General features: G+C 37.9%; 25 protein-coding genes and 1 tRNA gene. 24 read left to right on the top strand and 2 right to left on the bottom strand.

The window, feature by feature from the left end; genetic code table 11:
* The first annotated feature begins 6 nt into the window (after positions 1-6).
* The 24 genes from lat (at position 7) to hisIE (ending at position 23,154) form a co-directional block, all read left to right on the top strand.
* A complete protein-coding gene (gene lat, locus ACYT6F_RS14730; protein WP_472598391.1) occupies positions 7-1,329 on the top strand; it encodes an L-lysine 6-transaminase in 1,323 nt (440 codons plus the stop codon).
* Positions 1,330-1,390: 61 nt separating this feature from the next.
* Positions 1,391-1,621, top strand: coding sequence for a DUF2007 domain-containing protein (locus tag ACYT6F_RS14725; RefSeq protein WP_169230549.1), 231 nt, complete (start codon positions 1,391-1,393; stop codon positions 1,619-1,621).
* Between the two features lie 230 nt (positions 1,622-1,851).
* On the top strand, positions 1,852-2,364 hold the full coding sequence (locus ACYT6F_RS14720) for a GNAT family N-acetyltransferase (protein ID WP_472598390.1): 513 nt from the start codon (positions 1,852-1,854) through the stop codon (positions 2,362-2,364).
* A 117-nt stretch (positions 2,365-2,481) separates the two neighbouring features.
* Positions 2,482-2,934 (top strand): transcriptional regulator, encoded by a 453-nt coding sequence (locus tag ACYT6F_RS14715; RefSeq protein WP_169230551.1) that lies wholly within the window; start codon positions 2,482-2,484, stop codon positions 2,932-2,934.
* Between the two features lies 1 nt (position 2,935).
* On the top strand, positions 2,936-4,123 hold the full coding sequence (locus tag ACYT6F_RS14710; protein ID WP_472598389.1) for an efflux RND transporter periplasmic adaptor subunit: 1,188 nt from the start codon (positions 2,936-2,938) through the stop codon (positions 4,121-4,123).
* Between the two features lie 3 nt (positions 4,124-4,126).
* Positions 4,127-7,273, top strand: a complete 3,147-nt coding sequence (locus ACYT6F_RS14705) for an efflux RND transporter permease subunit (RefSeq protein ID WP_169230553.1) — start codon at positions 4,127-4,129, stop codon at positions 7,271-7,273.
* A 77-nt stretch (positions 7,274-7,350) separates the two neighbouring features.
* Positions 7,351-8,766 carry a TolC family protein gene (locus ACYT6F_RS14700; protein ID WP_472598388.1) on the top strand — a complete coding sequence of 472 codons (1,416 nt, stop codon included), beginning with the start codon at positions 7,351-7,353 and terminating at the stop codon, positions 8,764-8,766.
* A gap of 179 nt (positions 8,767-8,945) precedes the next feature.
* A tRNA-Ala gene (locus ACYT6F_RS14695) sits at positions 8,946-9,019 on the top strand.
* A 307-nt stretch (positions 9,020-9,326) separates the two neighbouring features.
* Positions 9,327-9,698 carry a hypothetical protein gene (locus ACYT6F_RS14690; protein ID WP_472598387.1) on the top strand — a complete coding sequence of 124 codons (372 nt, stop codon included), beginning with the start codon at positions 9,327-9,329 and terminating at the stop codon, positions 9,696-9,698.
* A gap of 136 nt (positions 9,699-9,834) precedes the next feature.
* A complete protein-coding gene (locus ACYT6F_RS14685; RefSeq protein WP_472598386.1) occupies positions 9,835-10,407 on the top strand; it encodes a C40 family peptidase in 573 nt (190 codons plus the stop codon).
* Positions 10,408-10,469: 62 nt separating this feature from the next.
* Positions 10,470-11,069: a methyltransferase family protein gene (locus ACYT6F_RS14680; RefSeq protein ID WP_472598385.1), complete on the top strand. Its 600-nt coding sequence runs from the start codon at positions 10,470-10,472 to the stop codon at positions 11,067-11,069.
* Positions 11,070-11,138: 69 nt separating this feature from the next.
* Positions 11,139-11,951, top strand: a complete 813-nt coding sequence (locus tag ACYT6F_RS14675) for a 2,3,4,5-tetrahydropyridine-2,6-dicarboxylate N-succinyltransferase (RefSeq protein ID WP_472598384.1) — start codon at positions 11,139-11,141, stop codon at positions 11,949-11,951.
* 23 nt (positions 11,952-11,974) lie between these two features.
* Complete coding sequence (locus ACYT6F_RS14670; RefSeq protein ID WP_472598383.1) at positions 11,975-13,144, top strand: glycosyltransferase family 87 protein; 1,170 nt, start codon at positions 11,975-11,977, stop codon at positions 13,142-13,144.
* A gap of 5 nt (positions 13,145-13,149) precedes the next feature.
* Positions 13,150-14,079 carry a glycosyltransferase family 2 protein gene (locus ACYT6F_RS14665; protein WP_472598382.1) on the top strand — a complete coding sequence of 310 codons (930 nt, stop codon included), beginning with the start codon at positions 13,150-13,152 and terminating at the stop codon, positions 14,077-14,079.
* 1 nt (position 14,080) lies between these two features.
* On the top strand, positions 14,081-14,857 hold the full coding sequence (locus tag ACYT6F_RS14660; RefSeq protein WP_472598381.1) for a polysaccharide deacetylase family protein: 777 nt from the start codon (positions 14,081-14,083) through the stop codon (positions 14,855-14,857).
* The gene (locus ACYT6F_RS14655; protein ID WP_472598380.1) at positions 14,854-15,948 is read left to right on the top strand and encodes a glycosyltransferase family 4 protein; all 1,095 of its coding nucleotides are present in this window, start codon (positions 14,854-14,856) and stop codon (positions 15,946-15,948) included. The genes ACYT6F_RS14660 and ACYT6F_RS14655 overlap by 4 nt, the downstream gene beginning before the upstream one ends.
* Before the next feature lie 251 nt (positions 15,949-16,199).
* On the top strand, positions 16,200-17,057 hold the full coding sequence (gene hisG, locus ACYT6F_RS14650; protein ID WP_472598379.1) for an ATP phosphoribosyltransferase: 858 nt from the start codon (positions 16,200-16,202) through the stop codon (positions 17,055-17,057).
* A 1-nt stretch (position 17,058) separates the two neighbouring features.
* Positions 17,059-18,351 (top strand): histidinol dehydrogenase, encoded by a 1,293-nt coding sequence (gene hisD, locus ACYT6F_RS14645; RefSeq protein ID WP_472598378.1) that lies wholly within the window; start codon positions 17,059-17,061, stop codon positions 18,349-18,351.
* A complete protein-coding gene (hisC, locus tag ACYT6F_RS14640) occupies positions 18,338-19,363 on the top strand; it encodes a histidinol-phosphate transaminase (RefSeq protein ID WP_472598377.1) in 1,026 nt (341 codons plus the stop codon). Before hisD ends, hisC begins: the two co-directional genes overlap by 14 nt.
* Positions 19,364-19,425: 62 nt before the next feature.
* Positions 19,426-20,520, top strand: coding sequence for a bifunctional histidinol-phosphatase/imidazoleglycerol-phosphate dehydratase HisB (gene hisB / locus ACYT6F_RS14635; protein WP_472598376.1), 1,095 nt, complete (start codon positions 19,426-19,428; stop codon positions 20,518-20,520).
* Entirely contained in the window at positions 20,520-21,098 is a 579-nt protein-coding gene (gene hisH, locus ACYT6F_RS14630; RefSeq protein WP_472598375.1) for an imidazole glycerol phosphate synthase subunit HisH, read from the top strand. The genes hisB and hisH overlap by 1 nt, the downstream gene beginning before the upstream one ends.
* 1 nt (position 21,099) lies before the next feature.
* Positions 21,100-21,822: a 1-(5-phosphoribosyl)-5-[(5-phosphoribosylamino)methylideneamino]imidazole-4-carboxamide isomerase gene (hisA, locus tag ACYT6F_RS14625; protein WP_472598374.1), complete on the top strand. Its 723-nt coding sequence runs from the start codon at positions 21,100-21,102 to the stop codon at positions 21,820-21,822.
* Positions 21,815-22,567, top strand: coding sequence for an imidazole glycerol phosphate synthase subunit HisF (gene hisF, locus ACYT6F_RS14620; RefSeq protein WP_472598373.1), 753 nt, complete (start codon positions 21,815-21,817; stop codon positions 22,565-22,567). The genes hisA and hisF overlap by 8 nt, the downstream gene beginning before the upstream one ends.
* Positions 22,564-23,154 (top strand): bifunctional phosphoribosyl-AMP cyclohydrolase/phosphoribosyl-ATP diphosphatase HisIE, encoded by a 591-nt coding sequence (gene hisIE, locus ACYT6F_RS14615; RefSeq protein ID WP_472598372.1) that lies wholly within the window; start codon positions 22,564-22,566, stop codon positions 23,152-23,154. The genes hisF and hisIE overlap by 4 nt, the downstream gene beginning before the upstream one ends.
* A 76-nt stretch (positions 23,155-23,230) precedes the next feature.
* Here the strand turns inward: hisIE and ACYT6F_RS14610 are convergent, their stop codons facing one another.
* Positions 23,231-24,403, bottom strand: a complete 1,173-nt coding sequence (locus tag ACYT6F_RS14610) for a M28 family peptidase (protein ID WP_472598371.1) — start codon at positions 24,401-24,403, stop codon at positions 23,231-23,233.
* A 102-nt stretch (positions 24,404-24,505) separates the two neighbouring features.
* On the bottom strand, positions 24,506-24,850 hold the full coding sequence (rplT, locus tag ACYT6F_RS14605; RefSeq protein WP_472598370.1) for a 50S ribosomal protein L20: 345 nt from the start codon (positions 24,848-24,850) through the stop codon (positions 24,506-24,508).
* Between the last annotated feature and the right edge of the window lie 58 nt (positions 24,851-24,908).

Raw genomic sequence — 24,908 nt, 5'->3', positions numbered from 1 at the left:
ATTAAAATGGAAACAATTGACTTACAAGTAAACAAAGTAAAAGAAACAGTAGGAAAGCACGTTCTGGCAGACGGATTCGATTTCGTGATGGATATCGAAAAATCTCACGGATCATGGCTTTACGATAAACTTACCAACAGAGAATATCTGGATATGTTTTCTATGTTTGCATCAGCATCCATAGGTTACAATCATCCTTATCTGGTTGAAAAATCGGCTTGGCTGGGAAAAATGGCCGTCAACAAACCGACACTGGCCGATGTGTATTCTGAAGAATATGCTCATTTCCTTGAGGTTTTTGAAAGAGTAGTGATCCCTGAAGAATTGCAGTATGCTTTCTTCATTGAAGGCGGAGCATTGGCTGTTGAAAATGCCATGAAGGCATGTTTCGACTGGAAAACACGCAAGAATTTTGATAAAGGACTTGATATCGAAGCCGGAATATGCATTCATTTCAGACAGGCTTTTCACGGAAGAAGCGGTTATACATTGAGCCTTACCAATACTGCTGATCCAAGAAAATATCAGTATTTCCCAATGTTCGACTGGCCAAGAATCCTGAATCCTAAACTTTCTTTCCCGATAACGGAAGAAAACCTGGAGGAAACCATAAAAAACGAAAGACTGGCTCTTTTAAATATTGAAGAAGCTATTTTAATGAATCCTAATAAAGTAGCCTGCATCATCATTGAGCCTATTCAGGCAGAAGGTGGTGACAATCACTTTAGAGATGAATTTTTATCCGGATTGAGAAGAATATGCGACGAAAATGAGGTTCTTCTTATTTTTGATGAAGTGCAGACAGGCATCGGAATTACCGGAAAAATGTGGGCATTTCAGCACTTTACTGCTAAGCCGGACATTATTTCTTTCGGTAAAAAAACACAGGTTTGCGGTATTTTAGCCAATAAAGAAAAATTTGATGAAGTTCCGCAGAATGTTTTCAGGGAAAGTTCCAGAATCAATTCTACATTTGGAGGCAATTTTATCGATATGCTCCGCTTCCAGCTGGTAATGGAAGTTATCGAAAAGGAAAATCTTGTAGAAAATGCAAGAGTCGTAGGCGATTTCTTACTTGAAGGCCTGAAAAGCCTTTCCGAGAAATATCCTGAGAAATTATCAAACGCAAGAGGAAGAGGATTAATGTGTGCCATCGACCTTGCTACTCATGAGCAGAGAAACAATCTGAGAGACGAGCTCTGGAATGACGGAATGATCGTTCTGTCATGCGGAGATCTGTCGCTGCGTTTCAGACCGCACCTTAATGTCAGCAAAGAAGAAATACAGCTTGCGCTGGATAAAATAGAAAATAACATCCATAAAATTTAAATAACGGATTTGTAATTTTAAAAAAAATGTCATAAATTTAGATACTCAAACGTAACAGAACATGGAAAGAAGTACAAGAGTATCAGTTTTTGAAAGTGACAAACCTGCAGAAATTCAGCTGATTAAATCAAAACTGGATGATGCCAATATTACCAATGCCGTAGAAAACAGCTATCTTACTTTTACAACTACGCCAACGGCAACATCGCTGAAAGTAATGGTAAAGCTGGAGGACGAGAAAAAAGCATTTGAAGTAATTGATGCTTATCTCCAGCAAAATGAAAATCAATAAAACAATTTCATAATTTTAAATTTTACTACTTCGAACCGAAAATTAATTTCAATTAGTTTTCGGTTTTTTTTAGATTAAAATTTTTTTACCGTACTTCGAACCACCACGACTATAAGTAAAGTAAGTCATTTCGTATAGAGATTTCATGCCGAACCTGTCGACGTATCATACTTCAGTATTTTTTAAATTAAAATACAAAATAACCTTTTTAATTAAAATTTTTCACAATAATGAATTCAGAAACCCAATTAAGAAAAGCGGAAATTGCAGACAGAGATGTTATCTGGGACATTTTGCAACAGGCAATAGAAAGAAGAAGAATAGACGGCAGTGACCAATGGCAACAGGGCTATCCCAATATCAATACCGTGGAAAGTGATATCGAAAAAGGATTCGGATATGTCATGACCGTAGAGGGAGAAATTGCAGTCTACGCTGCACTTATCTTAAATGACGAACCTGCTTACAGTACAATTGAAGGAGCCTGGTTGAGTAACGGAGAATTTGTAGTGGTCCACAGAGTAGCGGTGGATGAAAAATTTGCCGGACAGGGAATGACAAAGAAACTGTTTGACCACATTGAAGATTTTACAAAATCGCATGGAATTCAGAGCATTAAAGTAGATACTAATTTTGACAACATGGCCATGTTGAAAATCCTAGAAAGCAAAGGCTACACCTATTGCGGGAAAGTTTATCTCGCCGGTGGAATCAGGAAAGCATTTGAGAAGATTATTATTTAATCTAAAAGTTAAATCATTCTTCATTGATTTTTTTAAAAACCTGAAATTTATAAACTCTATCAGGTTTGTTCGTTTAGTTCAGAACTAATTTTTACTTTTGCTCAAATTTTATATACCATGCATAAGAGTATAGAAATTGATGAGAAAATTTTCCAGGATGCAGTAAAATTTTACGGCACCGTTTTCAATATACCTCCTCTGGCATCAAAAATATATGCTTACCTGCTGTTCGATTACGAAAAAGTAGGTATTCCCTTTGATGAGTTCGTGGAAGTATTTTCGGCCAGTAAAAGTTCGGTATCTACCAGCATTTCTTTGTTGTTGAACGCCGAACTGATCATTGACCACAATAAAATGGACGAGCGGAAAAGATATTTTTTCATCAATGACGGTTACAAAAAAATCAGATTTGAAAAAATAGTACAGAAAATGAAAGACGAACTGAAACTACTGGACGACCTGGACCAATTTAAGAAAAATCACAACGGATACGATGAAAAAATAGAAGCTTATAAAGCTCTTTTAAATAAAAATATTATCAATATTCAGGAATCTCTTAATAAACTTTAAAATGAATAATAAACTAGTTATACTTTCTATTGCGGCGCTTTCTCTAGTAGCCTGCAAAAAAGAAGCTCCAAAACAGGACGGCCCGAAACCCTATCCTGTTGTCAATGTGGAAGCGAAAAATATAGTGGGTTATCAGACTTTTCCGGCAACCATTCAGGGTAGGATAAACAACGATGTACGTGCTAAAATCCAGGGATATATCACACAGGTTTTGGTAGACGAAGGACAGTACGTTACCAAAGGGCAGCCTTTGTTCCGTCTTGAAACCAACATCCTCAACGAAAATGCAGCAGCTTCAAAAGCGGGAATCGGTGCTGCCGAATCCAATATTGCAGCAGCACAGGCAGCTGTAAGCGCAGCCAATGTAGAAGTAAATAAGCTGAAGCCTCTGGTACAGAAAAACATCATCAGTAATGTTCAATTGCAGACTGCTCAGGCAAATCTTGCACAGGCCCAGGCACAATTGAAACAGGCTCAGGCGGCTAAAAGCCAGGCGGTGGCCAATTATAAAGGAGTGGAAGCCAATATCGAATATTCTATCATCCGTGCGCCTATTTCCGGAGTGATCGGAAAACTTCCTTTAAAAGTAGGAAGCCTGGTAGGTCCTTCGGATCAGACGCCTTTAACCACTATTTCTGACACTTCGGAAATCTATGCGTACTTTTCAATGAACGAAAAAGAATATTTTGATTTCCTTGAAAAATCTACCGGCGCTACCATGCCCGAAAAGATTAAAAACCTCCCGATGGTAGAATTGCAGCTGGCCAATGGAAGCCTTTATCCCGAAAAAGGAAGAATAGAAGCCATCACGGGACAAATTGACCCTTCCACAGGAACCATACAGTTCAGAGTAGCTTTCACCAATGCCCAGAAACTTTTGAGTAACGGAAACAGCGGAACCATAAGATTTCCTCAGCGTTACGACAACGTTCTGGTTGTTCCGGAAAGCGCCACTTACGAACAACAGGGTATTGTTTACGTATACAAAGTTGATAAGAGCGATACGGCAAGAAATGTTGTCGTAAATGTAATCGACAGAATCGACAATATGGCGTTAATTAAATCCGGTGTCAATAAAGGAGAAACCATCATTGCAGCAGGAATCGGAGGTCTTAAGCCCGGAACTGCCGTTAAGAAGCAGCCAGTAAAAATGGATAGTCTAGTTCAATCTATAAAACCGAAATTCTAAAAAATGATTAAAAATTTTATAAACAGACCGGTTTTATCCACGGTAATCTCAATCCTGATTGTGATTCTCGGGGTACTGGGACTGACTGCACTTCCGGTGACACAATATCCCGACATTGCTCCTCCAACCGTAAGTGTTACGGCCAACTATACCGGAGCCAATGCGGAAACCGTTATGAAAAGTGTGGTTGTTCCTCTGGAAGAGCAGATCAACGGGGTAGAAGGTATGGATTATATCACTTCCAGTGCAGGAAATGATGGTTCAGCCAATATTCAGGTATTTTTCAAACAGGGAATTGATCCTGACATTGCAGCGGTAAACGTTCAGAACCGTGTAACGAGAGCAACACCTTTGCTTCCAAGTGAGGTAACACGTTCAGGAGTTGTTACCCAGAAACAGCAGACCAGTGCCTTGATGTATATGTCATTCTATTCTGAAAATAAAGATCTTGATGATGTTTACCTTCAGAACTTTTTGAACATCAATGTAATTCCGAATTTGAAGAGAATTAACGGAGTAGGTGATGCCAACGTTTTCGGGGGCAAAAACTATTCGATGAGAGTATGGCTGGATCCTGCAAAAATGGCGGCCTACGGCATTACTCCAACCGATGTTACCAACGCCATCAACGAGCAGAGTAGAGAAGCTGCAGCCGGTTCTATCGGGCAGAACAGCGGAAGCTCTTTTGAATACATCATTAAATATGTAGGTAAATTCAACGAAAAAGAACAGTACGATAATATCATCATCAAATCTCTCGGAGACGGACAAAACCTGATGCTGAAAGATGTCGCTAAGGTAGAACTTGCCGGACAGTCTTATACGGGCATCGGGGAAAACGGAAACAACCCTTCTATCAGTATGGGGATTTTCCAGACACCGGGTTCAAACGCTCAGGAGATTATCAAAAATATTAAAACATATCTGAAATCAGCAGAAGGAAGCTTCCCCGAAGGAATTAAATATACATTCAACTTCGATACCAATGAATTCCTTGAAGCATCAATCGATAAAGTAGTTCATACATTGATTGAAGCATTCATCCTGGTATTTATTGTAGTATATATTTTCCTTCAGGATTTCAGATCAACGCTTATTCCGGCTATTGCTGTTCCGGTTTCAATTGTAGGAGCCTTTTTCTTCCTGAATTTATTCGGCTACTCCTTAAACCTGTTAACCTTGTTCGCATTGGTACTGGCGATCGGTATTGTGGTGGATGATGCCATTGTCGTCGTCGAGGCAGTACACGCTAAAATGGAACATGGGATCTCAGACGCTAAAAAGGCAACAGTGGAAGCAATGGATGAAATTACGGGAGCTATTATTTCCATCACATTGGTAATGGCATCGGTATTTATTCCGGTAACTTTTATTACTGGTCCTACGGGAGTTTTCTACCAACAGTTTGGGATTACGCTGATTGTAGCCATCATCATTTCTGCAATTAATGCCTTAACATTAAGTCCGGTTTTATGTTCTTTATTCTTAAAACCTCACGATGCACATCATGCAGAATATAAAAATTTAAATTTCATTCAGAAGTTTTTCTATAAGTTTAATATTGCCTTCAAAACAACAACGGAACGTTACGGAAGAGGCTTTATTTTCCTTTTAAGACATAAATGGGTTACCCTGATTATTTTTGCCGTTACGGGAGGAATTTTATATTGGGCTAGTACCACCATGAAAAAAGGGTTTGTACCTACGGAAGACAGAGGGATTATCTTTACCGATGTTCAGCTTCCTCCGGGTGCTTCCATGGAAAGAACCTACAATGCTTTAAAAACGCTTCAGGCAAAAGCTTTAAAAGTTCCGGGAGTACAGAACGTAACGATTTCCACCGGTAGAGGTTTCCTTTCCGGAAACGGAAGCAATAACGGTCTCGCATTCGTTAAACTTAAACCTTTTGACGAAAGAAAAAAGGACGGACAGACCTCAGAAGATATCACTAAAAAACTATTCGGTATTACGGGAGCTGTTCCCGATGCCAAAGTAGTATTTTTCCAGCCGCCGAGTGTACCCGGATTCGGGAGCAGTGCCGGTTTTGAGATGGTTCTTCTGGATAAATCAGGAGGAGAATACGCAGACCTTGATAATAAAACAAACGAATTCATCGGCAAGCTGATGCAGAGACCCGAAATTGAATTTGCCCAGACTTCATTCAATACCAAATATCCGCAGTATGAAATGCAGATCAACGTTCCTTTGGCGAAACAGCTTGGCGTTTCTGTAAGCGATATCCTCTCAACCATGCAGGGATACATCGGAGGAATTTATACTGCAGATTTTACCAAATACGGGAAACAGTTCAGGGTAATGGTTCAGGCCCTTCCTGAAAACAGACAGAAAATTGAAAACCTGAATGAGCTGTATGTAAAAACAGGATCAGGAGTAATGTCGCCGATTTCACAGTTCGTTACATTAAATAAAGCATACGGACCGCAGTCGGTAAGCCGTTACAACCTATTTACCTCCGTAAAAATAACGGGAGCGAACTCAGCTGGTTTCAGTTCCGGGGATGCGATTACAGCCGTTCAGCAGGTGGCAAAAGAAACATTAAACCAAAATTATGATGTTGAGTTTACCGGATTGACCAGAGAGGAATTAAATTCCGGATCTCAGACCGTTCTGATCTTTGCTTTAAGTTTGATCTTCGTTTACTTTATTCTTTCTGCACAGTATGAAAGCTATATTCTGCCGCTGATCGTGGTTATCTCACTTCCACTCGGGGTAATGGGAGCCTACTTCGGACAGAAAATCATGGGACTTGAAAATAATATCTACTTCCAGATTGCCTTAATCATGTTAGTAGGATTATTAGCCAAAAATGCCATTTTGATCGTGGAATTTGCCGTACAGCGGAGACATCACGGAGAAACCATCGTTATGTCTGCCATCAATGCTGCTAAAGCGAGATTAAGACCTATCCTGATGACATCATTTGCATTCATCTTCGGTCTTTTACCGTTGGTATTGGCAAGCGGGATCGGTGCTGTTGGTAACAGATCCATCGCTACGGGGGCCGCAATAGGATTATTGATAGGTACTATTTTAGGACTTTTCGTCATTCCTGTACTGTACGTTATTTTCGAATACCTGCAGGAAAAAGTGAAACCTATTAAAAAAGAAGAAATCAATTTAGCAGAATAATTAAGCATGTTCATGGTTTCGGTTAATGTTACAACTAAAATCTGAAACCATGAACTTTAAACCTTAAACTTCAAATAATGAAGAATATTTTAAATAGTATAAAAGGAATATCTTTTTCGATAGTGCTTGTTGCTGTAGTATCATCGTGTATGGCGAGAAAAGAATACAACAGACCCAACAATGTTGTAGACGAAAAGCTGTACCGTACCGATATGCTTCCTGCAGACAGCACGAATATCGCCAATGTTTCGTGGAAAGAAATCTTTACCGATCCTATCCTTCAGAAACATATTTCAAAAGCGCTGGAAAATAACCTTGACATCAGAATTGCCCTGCAGAGCATTGCTTCCGCTGAGGCGTATCTTAAACAAAGCAAAGCAGCTTACCAGCCTACTTTATCTGTTGGTCCCAACTATACCTTTCAGACCCAGTCTATCAACACACAGTTTGGGCAGATTATCGGGGAAAGAAGATATGTGAACCAGTTTGATATCACAGCAAGCATCGGCTGGGAAGCAGATATCTGGGGAAGACTGAAATCACAGGAAAAAGCCCAATATGCAGCTTACCTCGGAACCATTGCTGCCCATAAAGCGGTGAAAAGTGACCTTGTAGCATCTGTAGCTTCGGCATATTATCAGCTTTTGACCTATGATGCACAGAAGAAAATCATTACCGAAACCATTGCGGTGCGCGAAAGAAATCTTGAAACAACGCGAGCTTTAAAAACTGCAGGTACCTTAACGGAAGTTGCCGTACAGCAGAGTGAAGCATTGGTTTTTAATGCAAAATCTTTACTGATTGATATCGATACGCAGATTCAGTTGCTGGAAAATACGATGAGCCTTCTGATGGGAGAGCCTTCTCACACCATAGAACGATCTACTCTGGAAGGCCAGCGTCTTCCTATAGATGTCAAGCTTGGATATCCGGCGCAGCTTTTGGCCAACCGTCCTGATGTGATGAGAGCAGAGTACAACCTGATTAACGCTTTTGAATTAACCAATTCTGCGAAGGCACAGTTTTATCCTACTTTAAGGCTTACCGGAAGTGGAGGCGTACAGTCTGTAGACATTGATCATTTATTCAGCGTAAATTCACTGTTTGCCAACGTTGTAGCGGGTCTTGCGCAGCCAATTTTAAACAGAAGAGCGATCAGAACCAATTATGATGTAAGTCTTGCCAACCAGGAAACAGCCTATCTGAATTTCAGAAAAGCGGTTCTTACGGCAGGAAAAGAAGTTTCTGATGCCATAAGAGTATTCTCTGTGCAGGATTCTTTTATTGAATTAAAACAAAAGGAGCTGAATGCTTACAAAAACTCTGTGGAATATTCTCAGGAATTGGTAAACTACGGGATGGCCAATTACCTCGAAGTATTGAATGCCAGTGTAAACTCACTGAATGCAGAACTCAATATTGCCAATGCAGAATACAGCAAAATGAGAGCTGCCGTTGAGCTTTATCAGGCTCTTGGAGGTGGATGGAAATAGTTTTAGGTCAGTAAATCCATATAGAAAGCAGAACGCACATCGTTGATGTGCGTTCTGCTTTTTTAATTTTGAAATACCTGAAATGATGGTGGTTAGCTGTAAATGCTTAAGAAAATTAAATAAAATGTTTGCACATGTGGTTTAAATAGCTATTTTTGTACCGCTTTAAACAGTAAAAGGGGGAATTAGCTCATCTGGCTAGAGCGTTAGACTGGCAGTCTAAAGGTGACGGGTTCGATCCCCGTATTCTCCACATTTATAAAGAGTTACATTTATTAAATTGTAACTCTTTTTTTATGATGACATTTGTTACTCATTATCAAATATTAGTCTATTATTATTCTATCTAACTAATTCTAAAAACTTTTCTAAAAAAATTCAGCAACAATAGTTCGTTCCAGATATTTTATTATCTTTGGAAATAATTAAAAATAGAGGAAAAACAGGTAAAAACTGGCTATTTTTATAATAAAATTAAAATACAACCATTTATTAATCAGGAGATAAGGATTTTCATTAAAAAACCCGTATTCTCCATATTTGTTTATAAAACAAAGACTATGAAGAAAATATTTTTACTTTTATTCACCGCTTTTTTATTCATCGGCTGTAAAGAAGAAGATACTATCTATGACTTCATCGGCACCTGGGCAGGAACCTACTCAGGAACAGAAAAGGGAAGCTGGAACATTGTAGTGGCAAGCGACGGTAAAGTAACCGGAACATTAGATGCTGAACAGACTACAGAAAATTATAATATTTCCGGTACTCTTACCGAATCCGGCGAACTCAACGCCACCATCGGTTCACCTGCAGACGGAGAATTTAAAGGAACACTTTCAAGATCAAAAAAAGCAAATGGAACATGGGTAAACGCAGTTCCTGCTACCACCAGATCCGGAACATGGAAAGGTGAAAAAACTTCCAAATAATACAATCACTCACCATACAAAGCTATTCGTCTGAATAGCTTTTTTTATTTTCAGATATTCATACCACGAAATGAGAAAAAGAAAAACATAATTTTATTTATATTTGTATTCACGTTTGCCCGTAAAATCAAGAAATATGAAGAAGTGTCTGAATTATAAAATTTTAAATTGTAAAACAATTCATTCGTTACTCATTATATCTCTACTCACCGTGTCCTGCGGAAGTTCGAAAAAAGCGGTTTCAAACAAAAGTACAGGAAGCAAAACCGTTTCAAACACTGAAAGCCTCAGAAACCTGGATTCGAAATTCAGTGGTAAAATTTCAAAATCCATTAACGAAATCCTCAAAGACGCCGAAAAATACCTGGGTGCACCGTACAAATTCGGCGGAAATACATCTTCAGGATTTGACTGCTCCGGATTCGCCGTAAAAGTATTTGAAGAGAACAACTATAAACTTCCACGCAGATCATCAGACCAGGCCGAAACCGGAAATACCATAGACATCAGAGAAGTGAAACCCGGAGATCTCCTGTTTTTTGCTACAGCCGGCGGAACGAGAGTTTCTCATGTCGGAATCGTTCATGATATCGGAAATGACGGAGAGGTAAAATTCATCCATGCTTCCACCACAAAAGGCGTGATCATTTCTTCACTGAAAGAAAAATACTGGAATAAAGCTTATCTGCACGCTAAAAGAGTATTGTAGCCGCACATTTTTGCAATAGCATTGCACGCTTTTAAAACTGAAATTTGCCGAAAACTTTACTTATGGCAGATTTTGTAAGAATTTTTATTCCGTTATTTTTCATTGTCTTTTTTCTGACCGCATTTTTAGGAACAAGTGTTGTAGCCCGAAAAACAGGCAAAAACCCGAATCTACTTCCAAAAGACGAATCTGCGTACAGCCTCATAGGCAAATACTTTAAACTGGTTCTGATACTGATTTTTCTCTACACCATCCTTTTCCTCTTCTTTCCGCATGCCATCTCAAATTCCTTTAAAATTACTATTTTAGATCATCCTTTTTTAAAAATAGCCGGAGTTTCGCTTATGATTATAAGCTGGATCTGGGTATTGATTGCCCAATACAATATGAAAAATTCGTGGCGGATAGGAATTGATAAGAACACTCCAACAGAACTAATTACGGCAGGTCTCTTTCAGTATTCAAGAAATCCCGTTTTCCTGGGTATGATGGTAAGCTTAGCAGGATTACTGTTGTCATTGCCCAACTTCATCACATTGATGTTTCTGTTGACAGGAACTCTTTTAATGCAGATTCAGATAAGGCTGGAAGAAGAGTTTCTGTTTAAACAGCACGGAAGCGTTTATTCCGATTACAAGAATCGGGTAAGGCGGTTTATTTAATCAATTCCAATTTTTTTTAACTTATAAAGGTTTTATGTATCTTTGACGCGAATAATTTAAACTAGAAAGATGTCGTTACAACAAACAATTGAAAATATCTGGGAAAACAGAGAATTATTGCAGGATGAAGACAGCCAGAAGGCTATCAGAGAGGTTATTGCTTTGGTGGACAAGGGAGAGCTTCGTACAGCTGAACCTACGGAAAACGGATGGCAGGTAAATGAATGGGTAAAAAAAGCAGTAGTGATGTATTTCCCGATCCAGAAAATGGAAACTATTGAAGTAGGTCCGTTTGAATTTCATGATAAAATGCCTTTGAAGAAGAACTATGCTGAAAAAGGCGTAAGAGTTGTACCGCATGCAGTGGCAAGAGAGGGAGCTTATATCGCTCCGGGAGTGATCATGATGCCTTCTTATGTAAACATCGGTGCTTATGTGGATTCAGGAACAATGGTTGATACCTGGGCAACAGTGGGAAGCTGCGCACAGATCGGTAAAAATGTTCATCTTAGCGGTGGCGTAGGAATCGGCGGTGTTCTGGAACCGCTTCAGGCTGCTCCGGTAATTATTGAAGACGATTGTTTTATCGGTTCAAGATGTATCGTGGTAGAAGGAGTACACGTAGAAAAAGAAGCCGTGTTGGGAGCGAACGTTGTATTGACTGCCTCTACAAAAATTATCGATGTTACAGGTCCTGAACCTATAGAGATCAAAGGAAGAGTTCCTGCACGTTCCGTAGTAATCCCGGGAAGTTATACCAAACAGTACCCTGCTGGAGAATATCAGGTTCCGTGCGCGTTGATTATCGGGCAGAGAAAAGAATCTACAGACAAAAAAACGTCTTTAAATGATGCTTTGAGAGATAATAATGTGGCTGTTTAAGAATATATTCTAAAACCAAAATTTTGAAAGAAAAGCTTCTTAAAATACTATTAAACCCTAAATATATATTTGGGGTTTATCTTATTATATCCGTCGTTACTGCTATCTCGAAATATCTGAGAGGAGATTATGCGATCAACAATTACCTGATTTTCAAAAACGTATTTTTTAATACCATTCATCAGAAAAATCTGTTCATTCATTATCCTAATCTTTATTTTGATTTAAACCACTACGGCGTATTTTTCAGTGCATTGATTGCACCTTTTGCCGTAATGCCTGACTGGCTCGGAATTTCGCTCTGGAATGCAGCCAATACATTTATCCTTATTTACGGTATTCACAAGCTGCCTTTTTCCGATTCTAAAAAAGCACTGTTCGGTTTATTCTGCCTTCAGGAATATATCACGGCAGCTTTAAGTCTGCAATTCAACGTTGCTCTTACCGGACTTTTACTCTTATCTGCAGTGTACATTTACGAGAAAAAAGAAGTGAAATCAGTAACGGCAATATTGATTGGAGTTTTCGTAAAGATCTACGGAATTGTAGGACTTTCGCAATTTTTCTTCATTAAAAATAAAACAAAATTTATCATTTCGGGATTAATCATAGCCGTAGTTTTCTTTGCATTACCTATGGTGTACTCAAGCCCGAAATTTGTGATCCAGTGTTACGCAGACTGGTTTCAGTCTATTGTAGAAAAGAATAATGAAAATCAGGTATTGGGAAATATGCAGGATATATCGCTCATGGGCTTTTTCAGAAGGATTCTGGGAGATGCTTCCATTTCAAATCTTGTTTTTCTTGCTTTCGGACTGCCGCTTTTTGCCGCACCGTATTTTAGAATCAAACAATACAAACAGTATGCTTTTCAGTTGATGATTCTGGCTTCTACATTGCTGTTTTTAGTATTATTCAGCTCAAGCTCCGAGTCTCCGACGTATATTATTGCTGTAGTCGGTGTACTGATCTGGTTTTTCCTTCAGAAAGAAAGGACGCCTTTTGTTATCGGATTATTGGTATTCGTAATTATATTCACCTGTTTTTCAACTTCAGATCTGTTCCCGAAATTTGTAAAAGAGCATTATATCATTAAATATTCTTTAAAAGCCGTACCTTGCATCGTAGTCTGGCTGAGGATTACCTATGAACTTCTCACCAAAGATTTTGAGAAAAATTACAGCCTTGAATAATCAGTATGAAGAAAATTTCAATCGTCATTCCTGCGCATAACGAAGAAGGAAACGTTGCTTTGGTACATCAGAAAATAAAAGAAGTTTTTGATGGTCTTGAGCAATATACATTTGAAATCATATTCGTTAATGACGGCAGCAGGGACAACACCCAGCAAAAGCTGGAAGAACTTTCAGAACAGTTTGAAGAGGTAAAATTCATTGAATTTTCAAGGAACTTCGGACATCAGCCGGCTGTAAAAGCAGGAATGGACAATGCCACCGGAAACGCAGTCATTTCAATGGACGGCGATCTTCAGCATCCTCCGGAACTTATTCCTGAGATGATCAAAAAATGGGAAGAAGGCTATGATATTGTGTTCACAGTTAGAAAATACCCTAAAGAAATATCTTTGTTTAAAAGAAAAACCTCTGATTTTTTCTATAAAATTCTTTCAGGATTGTCTGATGTTGATTTGACAAAAGGTGGCGGCTCAGACTTCAGACTGATGGATTCTGGTGCCGTAGAAGTGATGAGGAATCTCAATGAAGATGATCTTTTTTTGAGAGGACTTACCAGCTGGATGGGTTTCAAACAGACAGGAATCAGTTTTATCGCTAATGAAAGGCTTTCCGGCAAAAGCAGTTACAATCTTAAAAAGATGGTAACTTTTGCATTTACGGGAATTACGGCATTTAGTGTAAAACCGCTTTATATTGCCGCATATCTTGGATTCCTGTTTTCCGGGCTTTCAGTGATAGGCTACGCAACGTATGTCATCCATTCTTTCATTGTCGGAACGGAAATTTCCGGTTGGGCCTCGCTGATTATGACCATTGTCTTTTTCGGTGGACTGCAGTTAATTATATTGGGAATTATCGGAATGTATCTTGGTAAAATCTTTAAACAGGTAAAACACAGACCCAATTATATCATCAAAAACAAAAATTTTTAACATGGTTTTATTAAGTTTTGACATCGAAGAATTTGATATGCCATTGGAATACAAAGGTGAAATATCTTTCGAAAAACAGATTTCCATCTCTCAGTCCGGACTGGAAAAAATCTTAGATATTCTGAAAAAACACCAGGCAAAAGCTACTTTTTTTTCAACCGTTGTCTTTGCAGAAAACAGCAGGCATCTCATTGAAAGGTTGCTTAAAGAAGGCCACGAACTGGCTTCTCATACCTGGTATCATTCGGATTTCAAAGAAGAGCATTTGAGGCAGTCCAAAGAAAAACTGGAAGAACTTTTTAGCACGAAAGTGACCGGATTGAGAATGCCGAGAATGATGCCGGTAAGTAAAAATGCCGTTGAAAATGCAGGATATTCGTACAATTCATCAATTAATCCAACCTTTCTTCCGGGAAGATACAATAATCTGAAAGTCTCCAGAACCTATTTCAAAGAAGGAAATGTTACGCAGATTCCGGCTTCGGTTTCGCCCAACTTCAGAATTCCTTTGTTCTGGCTGAGCTTTCACAATTTTCCTTTGTCTTTTTACAAAAAACTGGCTTCGGATGTTCTTAAAAAAGATCAGTATCTGAATATTTATTTTCATCCCTGGGAATTTGCAGATATTAAAGAGGAAGCTTTTAAATTACCCGGATTTACTGTTAAAAATTCCGGAGAAGATATGGTCAAGCGTTTTGATGAATTTGTATCATGGTTAAAAAGTAAAAATTACTCATTCGGAACATTTCAGGAATTTCAAAAACACATTGGCTTATGAAAATAGCTTTCGACGCAAAACGTTTTTTTCACAACACTTCCGGATTAGGAAACTATTCGAGAGATCTTGTGAGAATTCTGGCAACTTATTTTCCTGAAAACCAATACATTTTATTAAACAAAAATAAATCCGAAAGAGCGGCTGATCTCCTCAATTTACCTAACGTTCATTTCGTAAAAACAACAAAAGGAAGCCTATCGCGCCAGCTGAAAATGGGAAAAGATGCGCAGCAGCAAAGCGCCGATATTTTCCATGGATTATCTGGCGAACTTCCTCTAAAATGGGATAAAAAACCTATTAAAAAAATTGTGACTATTCACGATCTTATTTTCGTGCGGTTTCCTCAATATTACTCATTTTTTGACCGTAAAATTCACTTCTGGAAATTTAAAAAAGCCGCAGATGCTGCCGATAAAATCATCGCCATTTCCGAGCAAACGAAACAGGATATCATTCAGTTTCTCAATGTTCCGGAATCTAAAATTGAGGTGATTTACCAAGGCTGTCATAAAGCTTTTAAAGAAAAGCAGCCGGAAGAATTTATTCAGCAGACAAAAGAAAAATTTGATCTCCCTGAGCGTTTTGTATTAAATGTCGGAACCATTGAAGAGCGCAAAAATCTGCTGAATGTTGTTAAGGCATTAAAAGGTACGGAAATTCCTTTAGTGGTAGTCGGCAAAAAAACAAAATATTTCAAAAAAGTAGAACGTTTTGTCCGTGAGAATAAGATAAAAGCTTATTTTCTTGAAAATGTTTCAATGGATGAACTAGCTGCGATCTATAAGCTTGCAGATATTTTCGTTTACCCGAGTTTATTTGAAGGTTTTGGAATTCCTGTGATTGAAGCATTATTCTCAAAAACGGTTGTCGTTACAAGCAACACAAGTTGTCTTCCTGAAGCCGGCGGGCCGGATTCAGTTTATATTGATCCGAAAAACCCTCTTGATATTCAGGCAAAGATAAAATTTTTATGGCAAAACGAATCCGAGAGGAAACGCCGTGCGGAAAAGGGTTTCGGCTTTGTCCAGAAGTTTAATGACGAACCTATTGCCAACCGATTAATGAATTTTTACAAAAATATTTTACAATAATATTTGCATTTGTAAAATTAATTGCTTTAAATTTGCACCATACAATTCAAACAAATGAAACCGAATTTTTTAACAGTACATCATTATCATCATCATCTCTGCTAAGACGGAATTGATTGATATATGACTATGTTAAAAATCAAAATAATTAAAACCGTCTGAGTAAACAGGCGGTTTTTTTGTTCTAAATTCTTCCCGGGCAATTTATATCAATTTACCATTTTGTTACTCAGACACAACGAGAAAGTGAAATGAGTAAATTAAAAATAGCCATACAAAAAAGCGGAAGGCTTTACGAAGAATCTCTTCAGCTCCTTAAAGACTGCGGCATTTTTGTCAATAACGGCAAAGACCAGCTAAAAGTTTCCGTAGACAATTTTCCGATGGAAATCATGTACCTCCGGAATTCGGATATTCCCCAATATCTGGAAGACGGCGTCGTAGATATTGCCATCGTAGGAGAAAATCTTTTAGTAGAAAAACAGAAAAGAATTGACATCGTTCAGCCTTTGGGATTTTCGAAATGCAGGGTTTCCCTTGCTATTCCTAAGGAAGTTGAAACAAATGATCTTGAGTATTTTCAGGGTAAAAAAATTGCAACATCATACCCCAATACGCTAAAAAAATTTCTTCAGAAAAATAATATTTCTGCCGATATTCACATCATTTCAGGTTCGGTAGAAATTGCTCCAAACATTGGCCTTGCCGACGGAATCTGTGACATCGTAAGCTCCGGAAGCACACTTTTCAAAAACGGACTGAGAGAAACGGTAACGCTTCTTTCTTCCGAAGCCGTTCTGGCAAAAACAGCTCAGTTAGATGAGGAAAAAGCCAAAATTCTTGAAAAATTTATCTTCAGGATCAAAGCAGTTTTAAAGGCGAAAAACTCCAAATACATCCTGATGAATGTTCCGAATGAAAAAATAGAAACCATTTCCAAAACACTTCCGGTTCTTAAAAGCCCTACGGTTATTCCATTGGCGGAAGAAGGCTGGAGCAGCATTCACTCGGTAATCGATGAAGAGCGTTTCTGGGAAGTGATTGATGAGCTCAAAGAAAAAGGAGCCCAGGATATTTTAATAATTCCAATCGATAAAATGGTGATTTAATATGAAAGTAAACAGATATCCGGAAAAAGAAACATGGTCCGGACTCGTGAAAAGACCAGCCATAAAAAGAGAGAAATTAACCGAAATTGTCACGGTAATTTTTGATGAAGTGAAGAAAAAAGGAGATCAGGCTCTCATTGATTTCGCTAAAAAATTCGATTCTGCGGAAATAATAGACATTAAAGTTTCTGAAAAAGAAGTTGAAACTGCTGAAAATCTAATCAGTAAAGAACTGAAAACAGCCATTCAGGAAGCAAAATTAAACATTACCAAATTTCACGCTTCACAAATTCCTGACATTGAAAAGATTGAAACAACAAGCGGAGTAGTTTGCTGGCGGGAAAACCGCGCAATCGAAAAAGTAGGCATTTATATTCCGGGAGGAACAGCACCTTTGTTTTCTACAGTTTTAATGCTTGCGATTCCGGCTCAGTTAGCCGAATGTGAAGAAATTATCCTTTGTACGCCGCCGGATAAAAGCGGGAATATAGATCCTGTCATTTTATATACGGCAAAACTTTGCGGAGTTACAAAAATATTTAAAACAGGAGGCGCTCAGGCAATTGCAGCAATGACTTTCGGGACAGAAAGCATCCCGAATGTTTATAAAATTTTCGGACCGGGAAATCAATATGTTGTAGCCGCTAAAGAATTTGCCCAAAATTATAATGTAGCCATCGATATGCCTGCCGGACCGAGCGAAGTTCTTGTCATTGCTGATGAAAATGCAGTTCCGGAATTCTGTGCCGCAGATTTACTTTCGCAGGCAGAACATGGAAGTGACAGTCAGGTGATTTTCCTGTCCACAGATGAGAAAATTCTTAATGAAACGATTTTGGAAACCCAAAAACAGCTTGAAGCACTTCCAAGAAATGAAATGGCAGCAGAATCTTTGAAAAACAGCCATTTTATTTTAATGAATTCAATTGATGAAGCTTTGGAATTCAGCAATTTATATGCTCCGGAACACTTGATTTTAGCAATAAACAATTTTGAAAAATATATTCAGCAAATCCGGAATGCAGGTTCTGTTTTCCTGGGAAATTATTCCTGTGAAAGCGCAGGAGATTACGCCAGCGGAACCAATCACACCCTTCCAACCAATGGTTTTGCAAAAAACTACAGCGGCGTTTCCCTCGACAGTTTCGTGAAAAAAATTACTTTCCAAAATCTGTCGGAACAGGGATTGAAAAATTTAGGGAAAACCATTGAAGTAATGGCAGAAGCAGAAGGATTATTCGCTCACAAAAATGCTGTAAGTATCAGATTAAAAAAACAAAATGAAAGAATTTAATATCAAAAGTTTAGTACGGAAAAATATTCTGGAACTGCAGCCTTACATAAGTTTCAGGGACCAGAATGAATTTGAAAATCCTGTTTTCATGGATGCGAATGAAAGTCCGTTTGGAGAATATAACCGCTATCCTGATTCTACCCAGAAAGAATTAAAAAATAAACTGGCAGAGCTTAAAAATGTTTTGCCACAAAAGATTGCGGCAGGAAACGGAAGCGATGAGCTGATCGACCTTATCATAAAAATCTTTTGTGAGCCGAAAAAAGATTCGGTTATGATGATGAATCCTTCATTTGCGATGTATAAATTTTATGCTTCTATTAATGAAAATAAAGTTATAGCATTGGATTTAGATAATAATTTTCAGATCAGTAAGGATGCATTTTTAAAAGTATCAGAAGAGAAAAAGCCTAAGATTTTCTTCCTTTGCTCACCCAACAATCCTACCGGAAATTCTATTCAGGATCTTGAATTTTATATTAAAAATTTTAACGGAATTGTTGTTGTGGACGAAGCATATATTGAATTTTCAGAACAAAAATCTTGCATCGAATTGCTTGAAAAATATCCAAATCTTATCGTTCTTCAGACTTTCTCAAAAGCGTGGGGAATGGCAGGAGCAAGAGTAGGCATCGCTTACTCTTCAGACGAAATCATAAGTCTGATTAATACTGTAAAAGCACCTTATAACGTTAACTCACTAAGTTTAAGTAAAATTATGCAATTGATTAATTATAAAAATATTATAGAAGAAAATATAAAAAACACTTTAAGTGAAATTTCAAGATTAAAAAATGAATTGCTTAATGTCGAGTGTGTGAAAAGAGTATTTCCTACCGATGCCAATTTCTTTTTGATTGAATTTAACAATTCGGAAAAAGTGTATCAGGAATTGCTGGAAAATGAAATTCTTACCAGTAAAAGAAGTCCGCAGATTCCGGACTGTATCAGAATTAACGTTGGGAGAAGAGAAGAAAATAATAAGCTGATTAATGTATTAAAAGGTATTTAATTAGAATCTGAACCTCACAGGTTTTAAAAACCTGTGAGATTTAGAAAAAGAAAAAATTAAAAATGAAAAAAGTACTCTTTATAGACCGCGACGGAACCTTAATCTTAGAACCCCCGATTGATTTTCAGGTTGATTCTTTAGAAAAGCTTGAATTTTATCCCGGCGTTTTTCAGAATCTTTCAAAAATTGCCAAAGAACTTGATTACGAATTGGTCATGATCACCAACCAGGACGGGCTGGGAACGGAAAGTTTCCCTTATGAAGATTTCATAAAACCCCAGGACAAAATGTTGAAAGCATTTGAAAATGAAGGAATTGTTTTCAGTGACATTTTGATTGACAGAAGTTTTGAAAGTGAAAACCTGCCGACAAGAAAACCGGGAACCGGAATGTTGGGAAAATATATTTACGGAGATTACGATCTTAAAAATTCCTTTGTTATCGGAGACCGGCTTACAGACATTCAGCTGGCTCAAAATTTAGGAACAAAATCAATATTAATAAGTAAAGTTCAGAATGAGGAAGCTGATTTAACCACAGTAAGCTGGAGCGAAATTGCACAGTTTCTGACCAGCATTCCCCGAAAAGCGAAAGTTTCAAGAAAAACCAATGAAACAGAAATTGCAATTGAAGTCAACCTTGATGGAAACGGGATATCCGAAATTTCAACCGGATTGTATTTTTTCGATCACATGCTCGAGCAGATTTCAAAGCACGGCAATTTAGATTTAAAAATTGAAGTAAAAGGTGATTTACAAGTCGATGAACACCACACGATAGAAGATACGGGAATTGTACTCGGAGAAGCCATTTTGAAAGCTTTAGGAAAGAAAAAAGGAATAGAACGATACGGCTTTTTACTCCCAATGGATGATTGTCTGGCACAAGTTGCCCTTGATTTCGGAGGAAGACCGTGGATTGTTTGGAAAGCAGATTTCAGACGAGAAAAAATTGGAGACGTTCCTACGGAAATGTTTTATCATTTCTTTAAATCGTTCAGCGATTCTGCAAAATGTAATCTTAACATTAAAGTAGAAGGTGAGAACGAACACCACAAGATCGAATCTGTTTTTAAAGCTTTTGCTAAAGCAGTAAAAATGGCGGTAAAACAGACAGACCGTAACTTTAATCTACCATCAACCAAAGGAAGTTTATAATGATTGCCATCATAAAATACAACGGAGGAAACATCAGTTCCGTACAGAATTCACTGAATCGATTAAACATAGAATCTGTGGTGACCGATGATTTTGAACTGATAAGAAATGCCGAAAAAGTGATCTTTCCGGGAGTGGGTGAAGCGTCCTCCACCATGAAATTATTAAAGGAAAAAGGTCTGGATCAGTTAATTCCAACATTAAAACAGCCGGTTTTAGGTGTCTGTTTGGGAATGCAGCTGATGTGTAAAAACAATGAAGAAGGAAATACAGTCGGAATGGGCATTTTTGATATTGATGTTAAAAAATTTCCTGCAACAGATATTGTTCCGCACATGGGCTGGAATACGGTTTCGGGGTTTAAATCCGATATATTTTCAGGAATTGAAGAGAATAGCGATGTATACTTCGTTCACAGTTACTACTGCGAGTTATCTGAAAATACTACCTCGGTCTGCGATTATACTCTGCCATTCAGTGCTTCTCTGCAGAAAGATAATTTTTATGCGATGCAGTTTCACCCAGAAAAGTCAGGCGACGTAGGAAGCCGCTTATTAAAAAACTTTTTAAAAATTTAAAATGAAAATCATTCCCGCTATAGACATCATCGACGGAAAATGTGTAAGGCTGTCGAAAGGAGATTATGAAACTAAAAAAATATATAATGAAAATCCGCTGGAAGTTGCTAAAGAGTTTGAAAACTTCGGGATAAAATATCTTCACTTAGTGGATCTTGACGGCGCAAAATCAAAACATATCGTAAATCAAAAAGTTCTGGAAGCCATTGCTAAGGAAACTTCCCTGGAAATTGATTTTGGAGGAGGTTTGAAAACTTTGGAAGATATTGAAATTGCTTTTAATTCGGGAGCAAAGCAGATTACCATCGGAAGCATCGCTGTTCAGAATCCTGATTTTTGCTTTAATCTGATTGAAAAATACGGTCCGGAAAAGATCATTCTCGGTGCCGATTGCGAGAACCGGAAGATAAAAACTTCGGGCTGGCTGGAAGAAAGTCAAATTGATGTTGTGGATCTTATCCTTCAATATAAAAATAAAGGAATTAAAAATGTGATCTGCACCGATATTTCCAAAGACGGAATGCTTCAGGGCGCCTCGGATGAATTATACACCGAAATTATCGATAAAACAAATGTTCAGCTGATTGCAAGCGGAGGAATTTCCTGCATTGAAGATGTTGAGCAGATGAAAAAAACAGGCTGTTCCGGAACCATTATCGGGAAAGCGATTTATGAGGGAAGAATCAGTTTGCAGCAACTCCAAAATTATATTGAAAATGCTTAAAAAAAGAATCATTCCTTGTTTGGATATCAAAGACGGAACTACGGTAAAGGGAATTAATTTTGAAGGATTGCGAAATGCCGGAGATCCTGCAGAACTTGCCAAAAGATATGAAAAAGAAGGAGCAGACGAATTGGTTTTCCTTGATATTACGGCAACCATAGAAGAGCGTAAAACATTTGCAGAACTTGTAAAGAAAATTGCACAGGAACTGAGCATTCCATTTACCGTGGGCGGCGGAATTTCTACCATAGAAGATGTGAGAAAGCTTCTGGAGGCGGGAGCCGACAAAATCAGCATCAACTCTTCGGCCGTTAAAAATCCAAAGCTGATTTATGATTTAGCAAAAGAATTCGGAAGCCAGTGCATCGTGGTTGCCATCGATACTAAATTAATAAACGGTTCAGACTGGGTTCACGTGAATGGAGGAAGACAAATTACGGATCTGAAAACATTAGACTGGTCAATAAAATCTGAACAGCTTGGAGCCGGAGAAATTCTTCTTACTTCGATGGATGGCGATGGTACCAAAAATGGGTTTGATCTTAGAATTACGAAATTAATTTCCGAAAGCGTAAATATTCCCGTGATTGCTTCCGGAGGTGCCGGAAAAATGGAAGATTTTGAAGCGGTTTTTAATCAGACAAAAGCAACAGGAGCTTTGGCAGCCAGTATTTTCCATTTCGGAGAAGTGCGGATTCAGGATCTGAAAAATAATTTAAAATATAAAAAAATTGCAGTACGATGAATATTGATTTCAATAAAAATAAAGACGGCCTTGTGCCTGTAATCATTCAGGACGACAGGACATTGCAGGTCTTAATGTTGGGCTATATGAACGAAGAAGCCTTTGAAAAAACTAAAAATGAAGGAATTGTAACTTTTTTCAGCCGTTCCAAAAACCGACTCTGGACAAAAGGAGAGGAGTCCGCAAATTTTTTAACAGTGAAGAATATTGCCTTGGATTGCGATCAGGATACGATTTTAATTAAAGCAATTCCGACGAATGTTGTTTGTCATACGGGAAGTTTCAGCTGTTTCGGAGAAAAGGATTCTAAAGGATTTCTTTATGAACTCGAGGAGAAAATAGGTCAAAGAATTGACAAAAAAACGGAAGGTTCCTATACGTATTCATTATTCCAGAGAGGAATTAATAAAATGGCCCAAAAAGTAGGAGAGGAAGCCGTAGAACTTGTGATTGAAGCGAAAGATAGCAATGATGATCTGTTTAAAAATGAAGCGGCAGATCTACTGTATCATTTTTTAATTTTACTGAAAGCTAAAAATTTTACGTTGGAAAGCATCGAAGAAATTTTAAAGGAACGGAATCAGTAAAATCAACTGAAACCAGATATAAATTATAATAAAAAATCCTGAGCAGTAACTCAGGATTTTATGTTATTTACAGAAATTATTTTTCGATAATTATTTTTCTGACCGCTTTGCTGTCTTTGGTTTTTATGGTCGCTAAATAGGCTCCGTTTGCCAACCCTGAAACATTTATTTTTGTTTCATTTTCCTTACTTATTATCAGCCTGCCGTTCATATCCGTAATTTCAAGATTAAAATCTTTAATATCTTTCGGAAGTTCAACATTCAGGATGTCTTTTGCAGGATTGGGGTACACTTTTACCGTTTCAAGGCTGTTTAAAGTTTTTTCCTCGGTAGCCAGCAAACTTGTGGAAGCCGTTGCAAAATGCTGTAATGCTCCCACTGCCGCTTTTCCTACATTGAAAACATAGACAGGATCTACATTGGCAAAAGTATCATTTACCGTATGTTCATTATAACTCCGTACATTTTCATAAAATCCGGTAATGATATCTCCATTTTGCTCGAAAGGAATATAATCTGAAGAATAGGCATTAGACATTACCGTTTGCAACGGAGAATATAATGTTGTACAGTTCGCCAGCTGCTGGGTAAATGCCAGTGACTGGGCATTATTTCCGGTTTGTCCGGACTGATCGCTCTCGCATTTAATAGCATTATTATTATTCCCGATTTTACCGCCAACCTGGTCAATATTAAATACCAATCTTATATTCAGCTGTCTTACGTTATTCTGAAAAACTACATTATCTGCATAATGAGCACTTCCCTGTAATCCCTGTTCTTCCCCGGAAAAATGAATAAACTTGATAGAGTAATCCGTAGGAATATCCTTTAAAATTCTTGCTGCTTCCAGGATAATGGACGTCCCGCTTCCATTGTCACTTACGCCGGCTCCGGTAATTGTATCGTAATGTCCGCAGATGATTACGTAAATATTAGGATAAAGTGTTCCTGTTTTTGTAATCACTAAATTTTTGGAGCTGGTACTGCCGAAAGTGAAAGGATCTTCCACAATCTGGCTTGCAGTATATCCGTACGACTGGTATTTTGCTTTAAGCCAGTTCAGGGCATTGGTATTGGCAGTTGAGCCGGTAGTTTTCACGCCAAGATTCTCAAACTCCTGAAGAATTGTGGTAATATTGGTTTGGGAAACCTGGTCTGCCCTGTTTTTGTAAGCCTGAATAAGACTTTGGGCCTGCAGGTTATAAGAAACTAATGAAATAAGCAGAAAAGTAGTTAATTTTTTCACCCTTAGATAAATTTTTACGTATTTAATAATTAGCAAATGTATATAATAAAAAAATCCCAGGCAAAAAAACCCGGGATTTATATTGATAACAAAAATTTTACATTATTTTACTTGATCTACAACTGCTTTGAAAGCTTCAGGGTGATTCATTGCTAAATCTGCTAAAACTTTTCTGTTAAGCTCAATGTTGTTCTTTTTAAGAGCTCCCATAAATTGAGAGTAAGACATTCCGTGCGCTCTGGCTCCTGCGTTGATACGAGTGATCCAAAGTGCTCTGAAGTTTCTTTTCTTCTCTTTTCTACCACGGTAAGCATATTGCATTGCTTTTTCTACCGCGTTTTTAGCTACAGTCCAAACGTTCTTTCTTCTTCCGAAAAAACCTTTAGCTTGCTTAAAAATTTTCTTTCTTCTAGCTCTGGAAGCTACCGAATTTACTGATCTTGGCATAATTTAAATTGTTTTTTTGAAATGTGCGGTAATTATTTCATTACTCTTAGCTGCTCCA

The organism is Chryseobacterium sp. NG-CE01 (genome assembly GCF_055695505.1).
Note: the sequence above shows the minus strand (reverse complement) of the source record. Positions and strands in the feature narration are given on the sequence as shown.

What these genes read in the sequence shown, in the direction of transcription:
- hisB (WP_472598376.1), top strand. Translation starts at nt 19,426, where the DNA reads ATGAAAAAAGTACTCTTTATAGACCGCGACGGAACCTTAATCTTAGAA.
- ACYT6F_RS14690 (WP_472598387.1), top strand. Translation starts at nt 9,327, where the DNA reads ATGAAGAAAATATTTTTACTTTTATTCACCGCTTTTTTATTCATCGGC.
- hisIE (WP_472598372.1), top strand. Translation starts at nt 22,564, where the DNA reads ATGAATATTGATTTCAATAAAAATAAAGACGGCCTTGTGCCTGTAATC.
- hisD (WP_472598378.1), top strand. Translation starts at nt 17,059, where the DNA reads ATGAAAGTAAACAGATATCCGGAAAAAGAAACATGGTCCGGACTCGTG.
- ACYT6F_RS14685 (WP_472598386.1), top strand. Translation starts at nt 9,835, where the DNA reads ATGAAGAAGTGTCTGAATTATAAAATTTTAAATTGTAAAACAATTCAT.
- hisH (WP_472598375.1), top strand. Translation starts at nt 20,520, where the DNA reads ATGATTGCCATCATAAAATACAACGGAGGAAACATCAGTTCCGTACAG.
- ACYT6F_RS14660 (WP_472598381.1), top strand. Translation starts at nt 14,081, where the DNA reads ATGGTTTTATTAAGTTTTGACATCGAAGAATTTGATATGCCATTGGAA.
- rplT (WP_472598370.1), bottom strand. Translation starts at nt 24,850, where the DNA reads ATGCCAAGATCAGTAAATTCGGTAGCTTCCAGAGCTAGAAGAAAGAAA.
- ACYT6F_RS14705 (WP_169230553.1), top strand. Translation starts at nt 4,127, where the DNA reads ATGATTAAAAATTTTATAAACAGACCGGTTTTATCCACGGTAATCTCA.
- ACYT6F_RS14680 (WP_472598385.1), top strand. Translation starts at nt 10,470, where the DNA reads ATGGCAGATTTTGTAAGAATTTTTATTCCGTTATTTTTCATTGTCTTT.
- ACYT6F_RS14700 (WP_472598388.1), top strand. Translation starts at nt 7,351, where the DNA reads ATGAAGAATATTTTAAATAGTATAAAAGGAATATCTTTTTCGATAGTG.
- ACYT6F_RS14720 (WP_472598390.1), top strand. Translation starts at nt 1,852, where the DNA reads ATGAATTCAGAAACCCAATTAAGAAAAGCGGAAATTGCAGACAGAGAT.
- hisA (WP_472598374.1), top strand. Translation starts at nt 21,100, where the DNA reads ATGAAAATCATTCCCGCTATAGACATCATCGACGGAAAATGTGTAAGG.
- hisC (WP_472598377.1), top strand. Translation starts at nt 18,338, where the DNA reads ATGAAAGAATTTAATATCAAAAGTTTAGTACGGAAAAATATTCTGGAA.
- ACYT6F_RS14710 (WP_472598389.1), top strand. Translation starts at nt 2,936, where the DNA reads ATGAATAATAAACTAGTTATACTTTCTATTGCGGCGCTTTCTCTAGTA.
- ACYT6F_RS14725 (WP_169230549.1), top strand. Translation starts at nt 1,391, where the DNA reads ATGGAAAGAAGTACAAGAGTATCAGTTTTTGAAAGTGACAAACCTGCA.
- hisG (WP_472598379.1), top strand. Translation starts at nt 16,200, where the DNA reads ATGAGTAAATTAAAAATAGCCATACAAAAAAGCGGAAGGCTTTACGAA.
- lat (WP_472598391.1), top strand. Translation starts at nt 7, where the DNA reads ATGGAAACAATTGACTTACAAGTAAACAAAGTAAAAGAAACAGTAGGA.
- ACYT6F_RS14715 (WP_169230551.1), top strand. Translation starts at nt 2,482, where the DNA reads ATGCATAAGAGTATAGAAATTGATGAGAAAATTTTCCAGGATGCAGTA.
- ACYT6F_RS14655 (WP_472598380.1), top strand. Translation starts at nt 14,854, where the DNA reads ATGAAAATAGCTTTCGACGCAAAACGTTTTTTTCACAACACTTCCGGA.
- ACYT6F_RS14675 (WP_472598384.1), top strand. Translation starts at nt 11,139, where the DNA reads ATGTCGTTACAACAAACAATTGAAAATATCTGGGAAAACAGAGAATTA.
- ACYT6F_RS14665 (WP_472598382.1), top strand. Translation starts at nt 13,150, where the DNA reads ATGAAGAAAATTTCAATCGTCATTCCTGCGCATAACGAAGAAGGAAAC.
- hisF (WP_472598373.1), top strand. Translation starts at nt 21,815, where the DNA reads ATGCTTAAAAAAAGAATCATTCCTTGTTTGGATATCAAAGACGGAACT.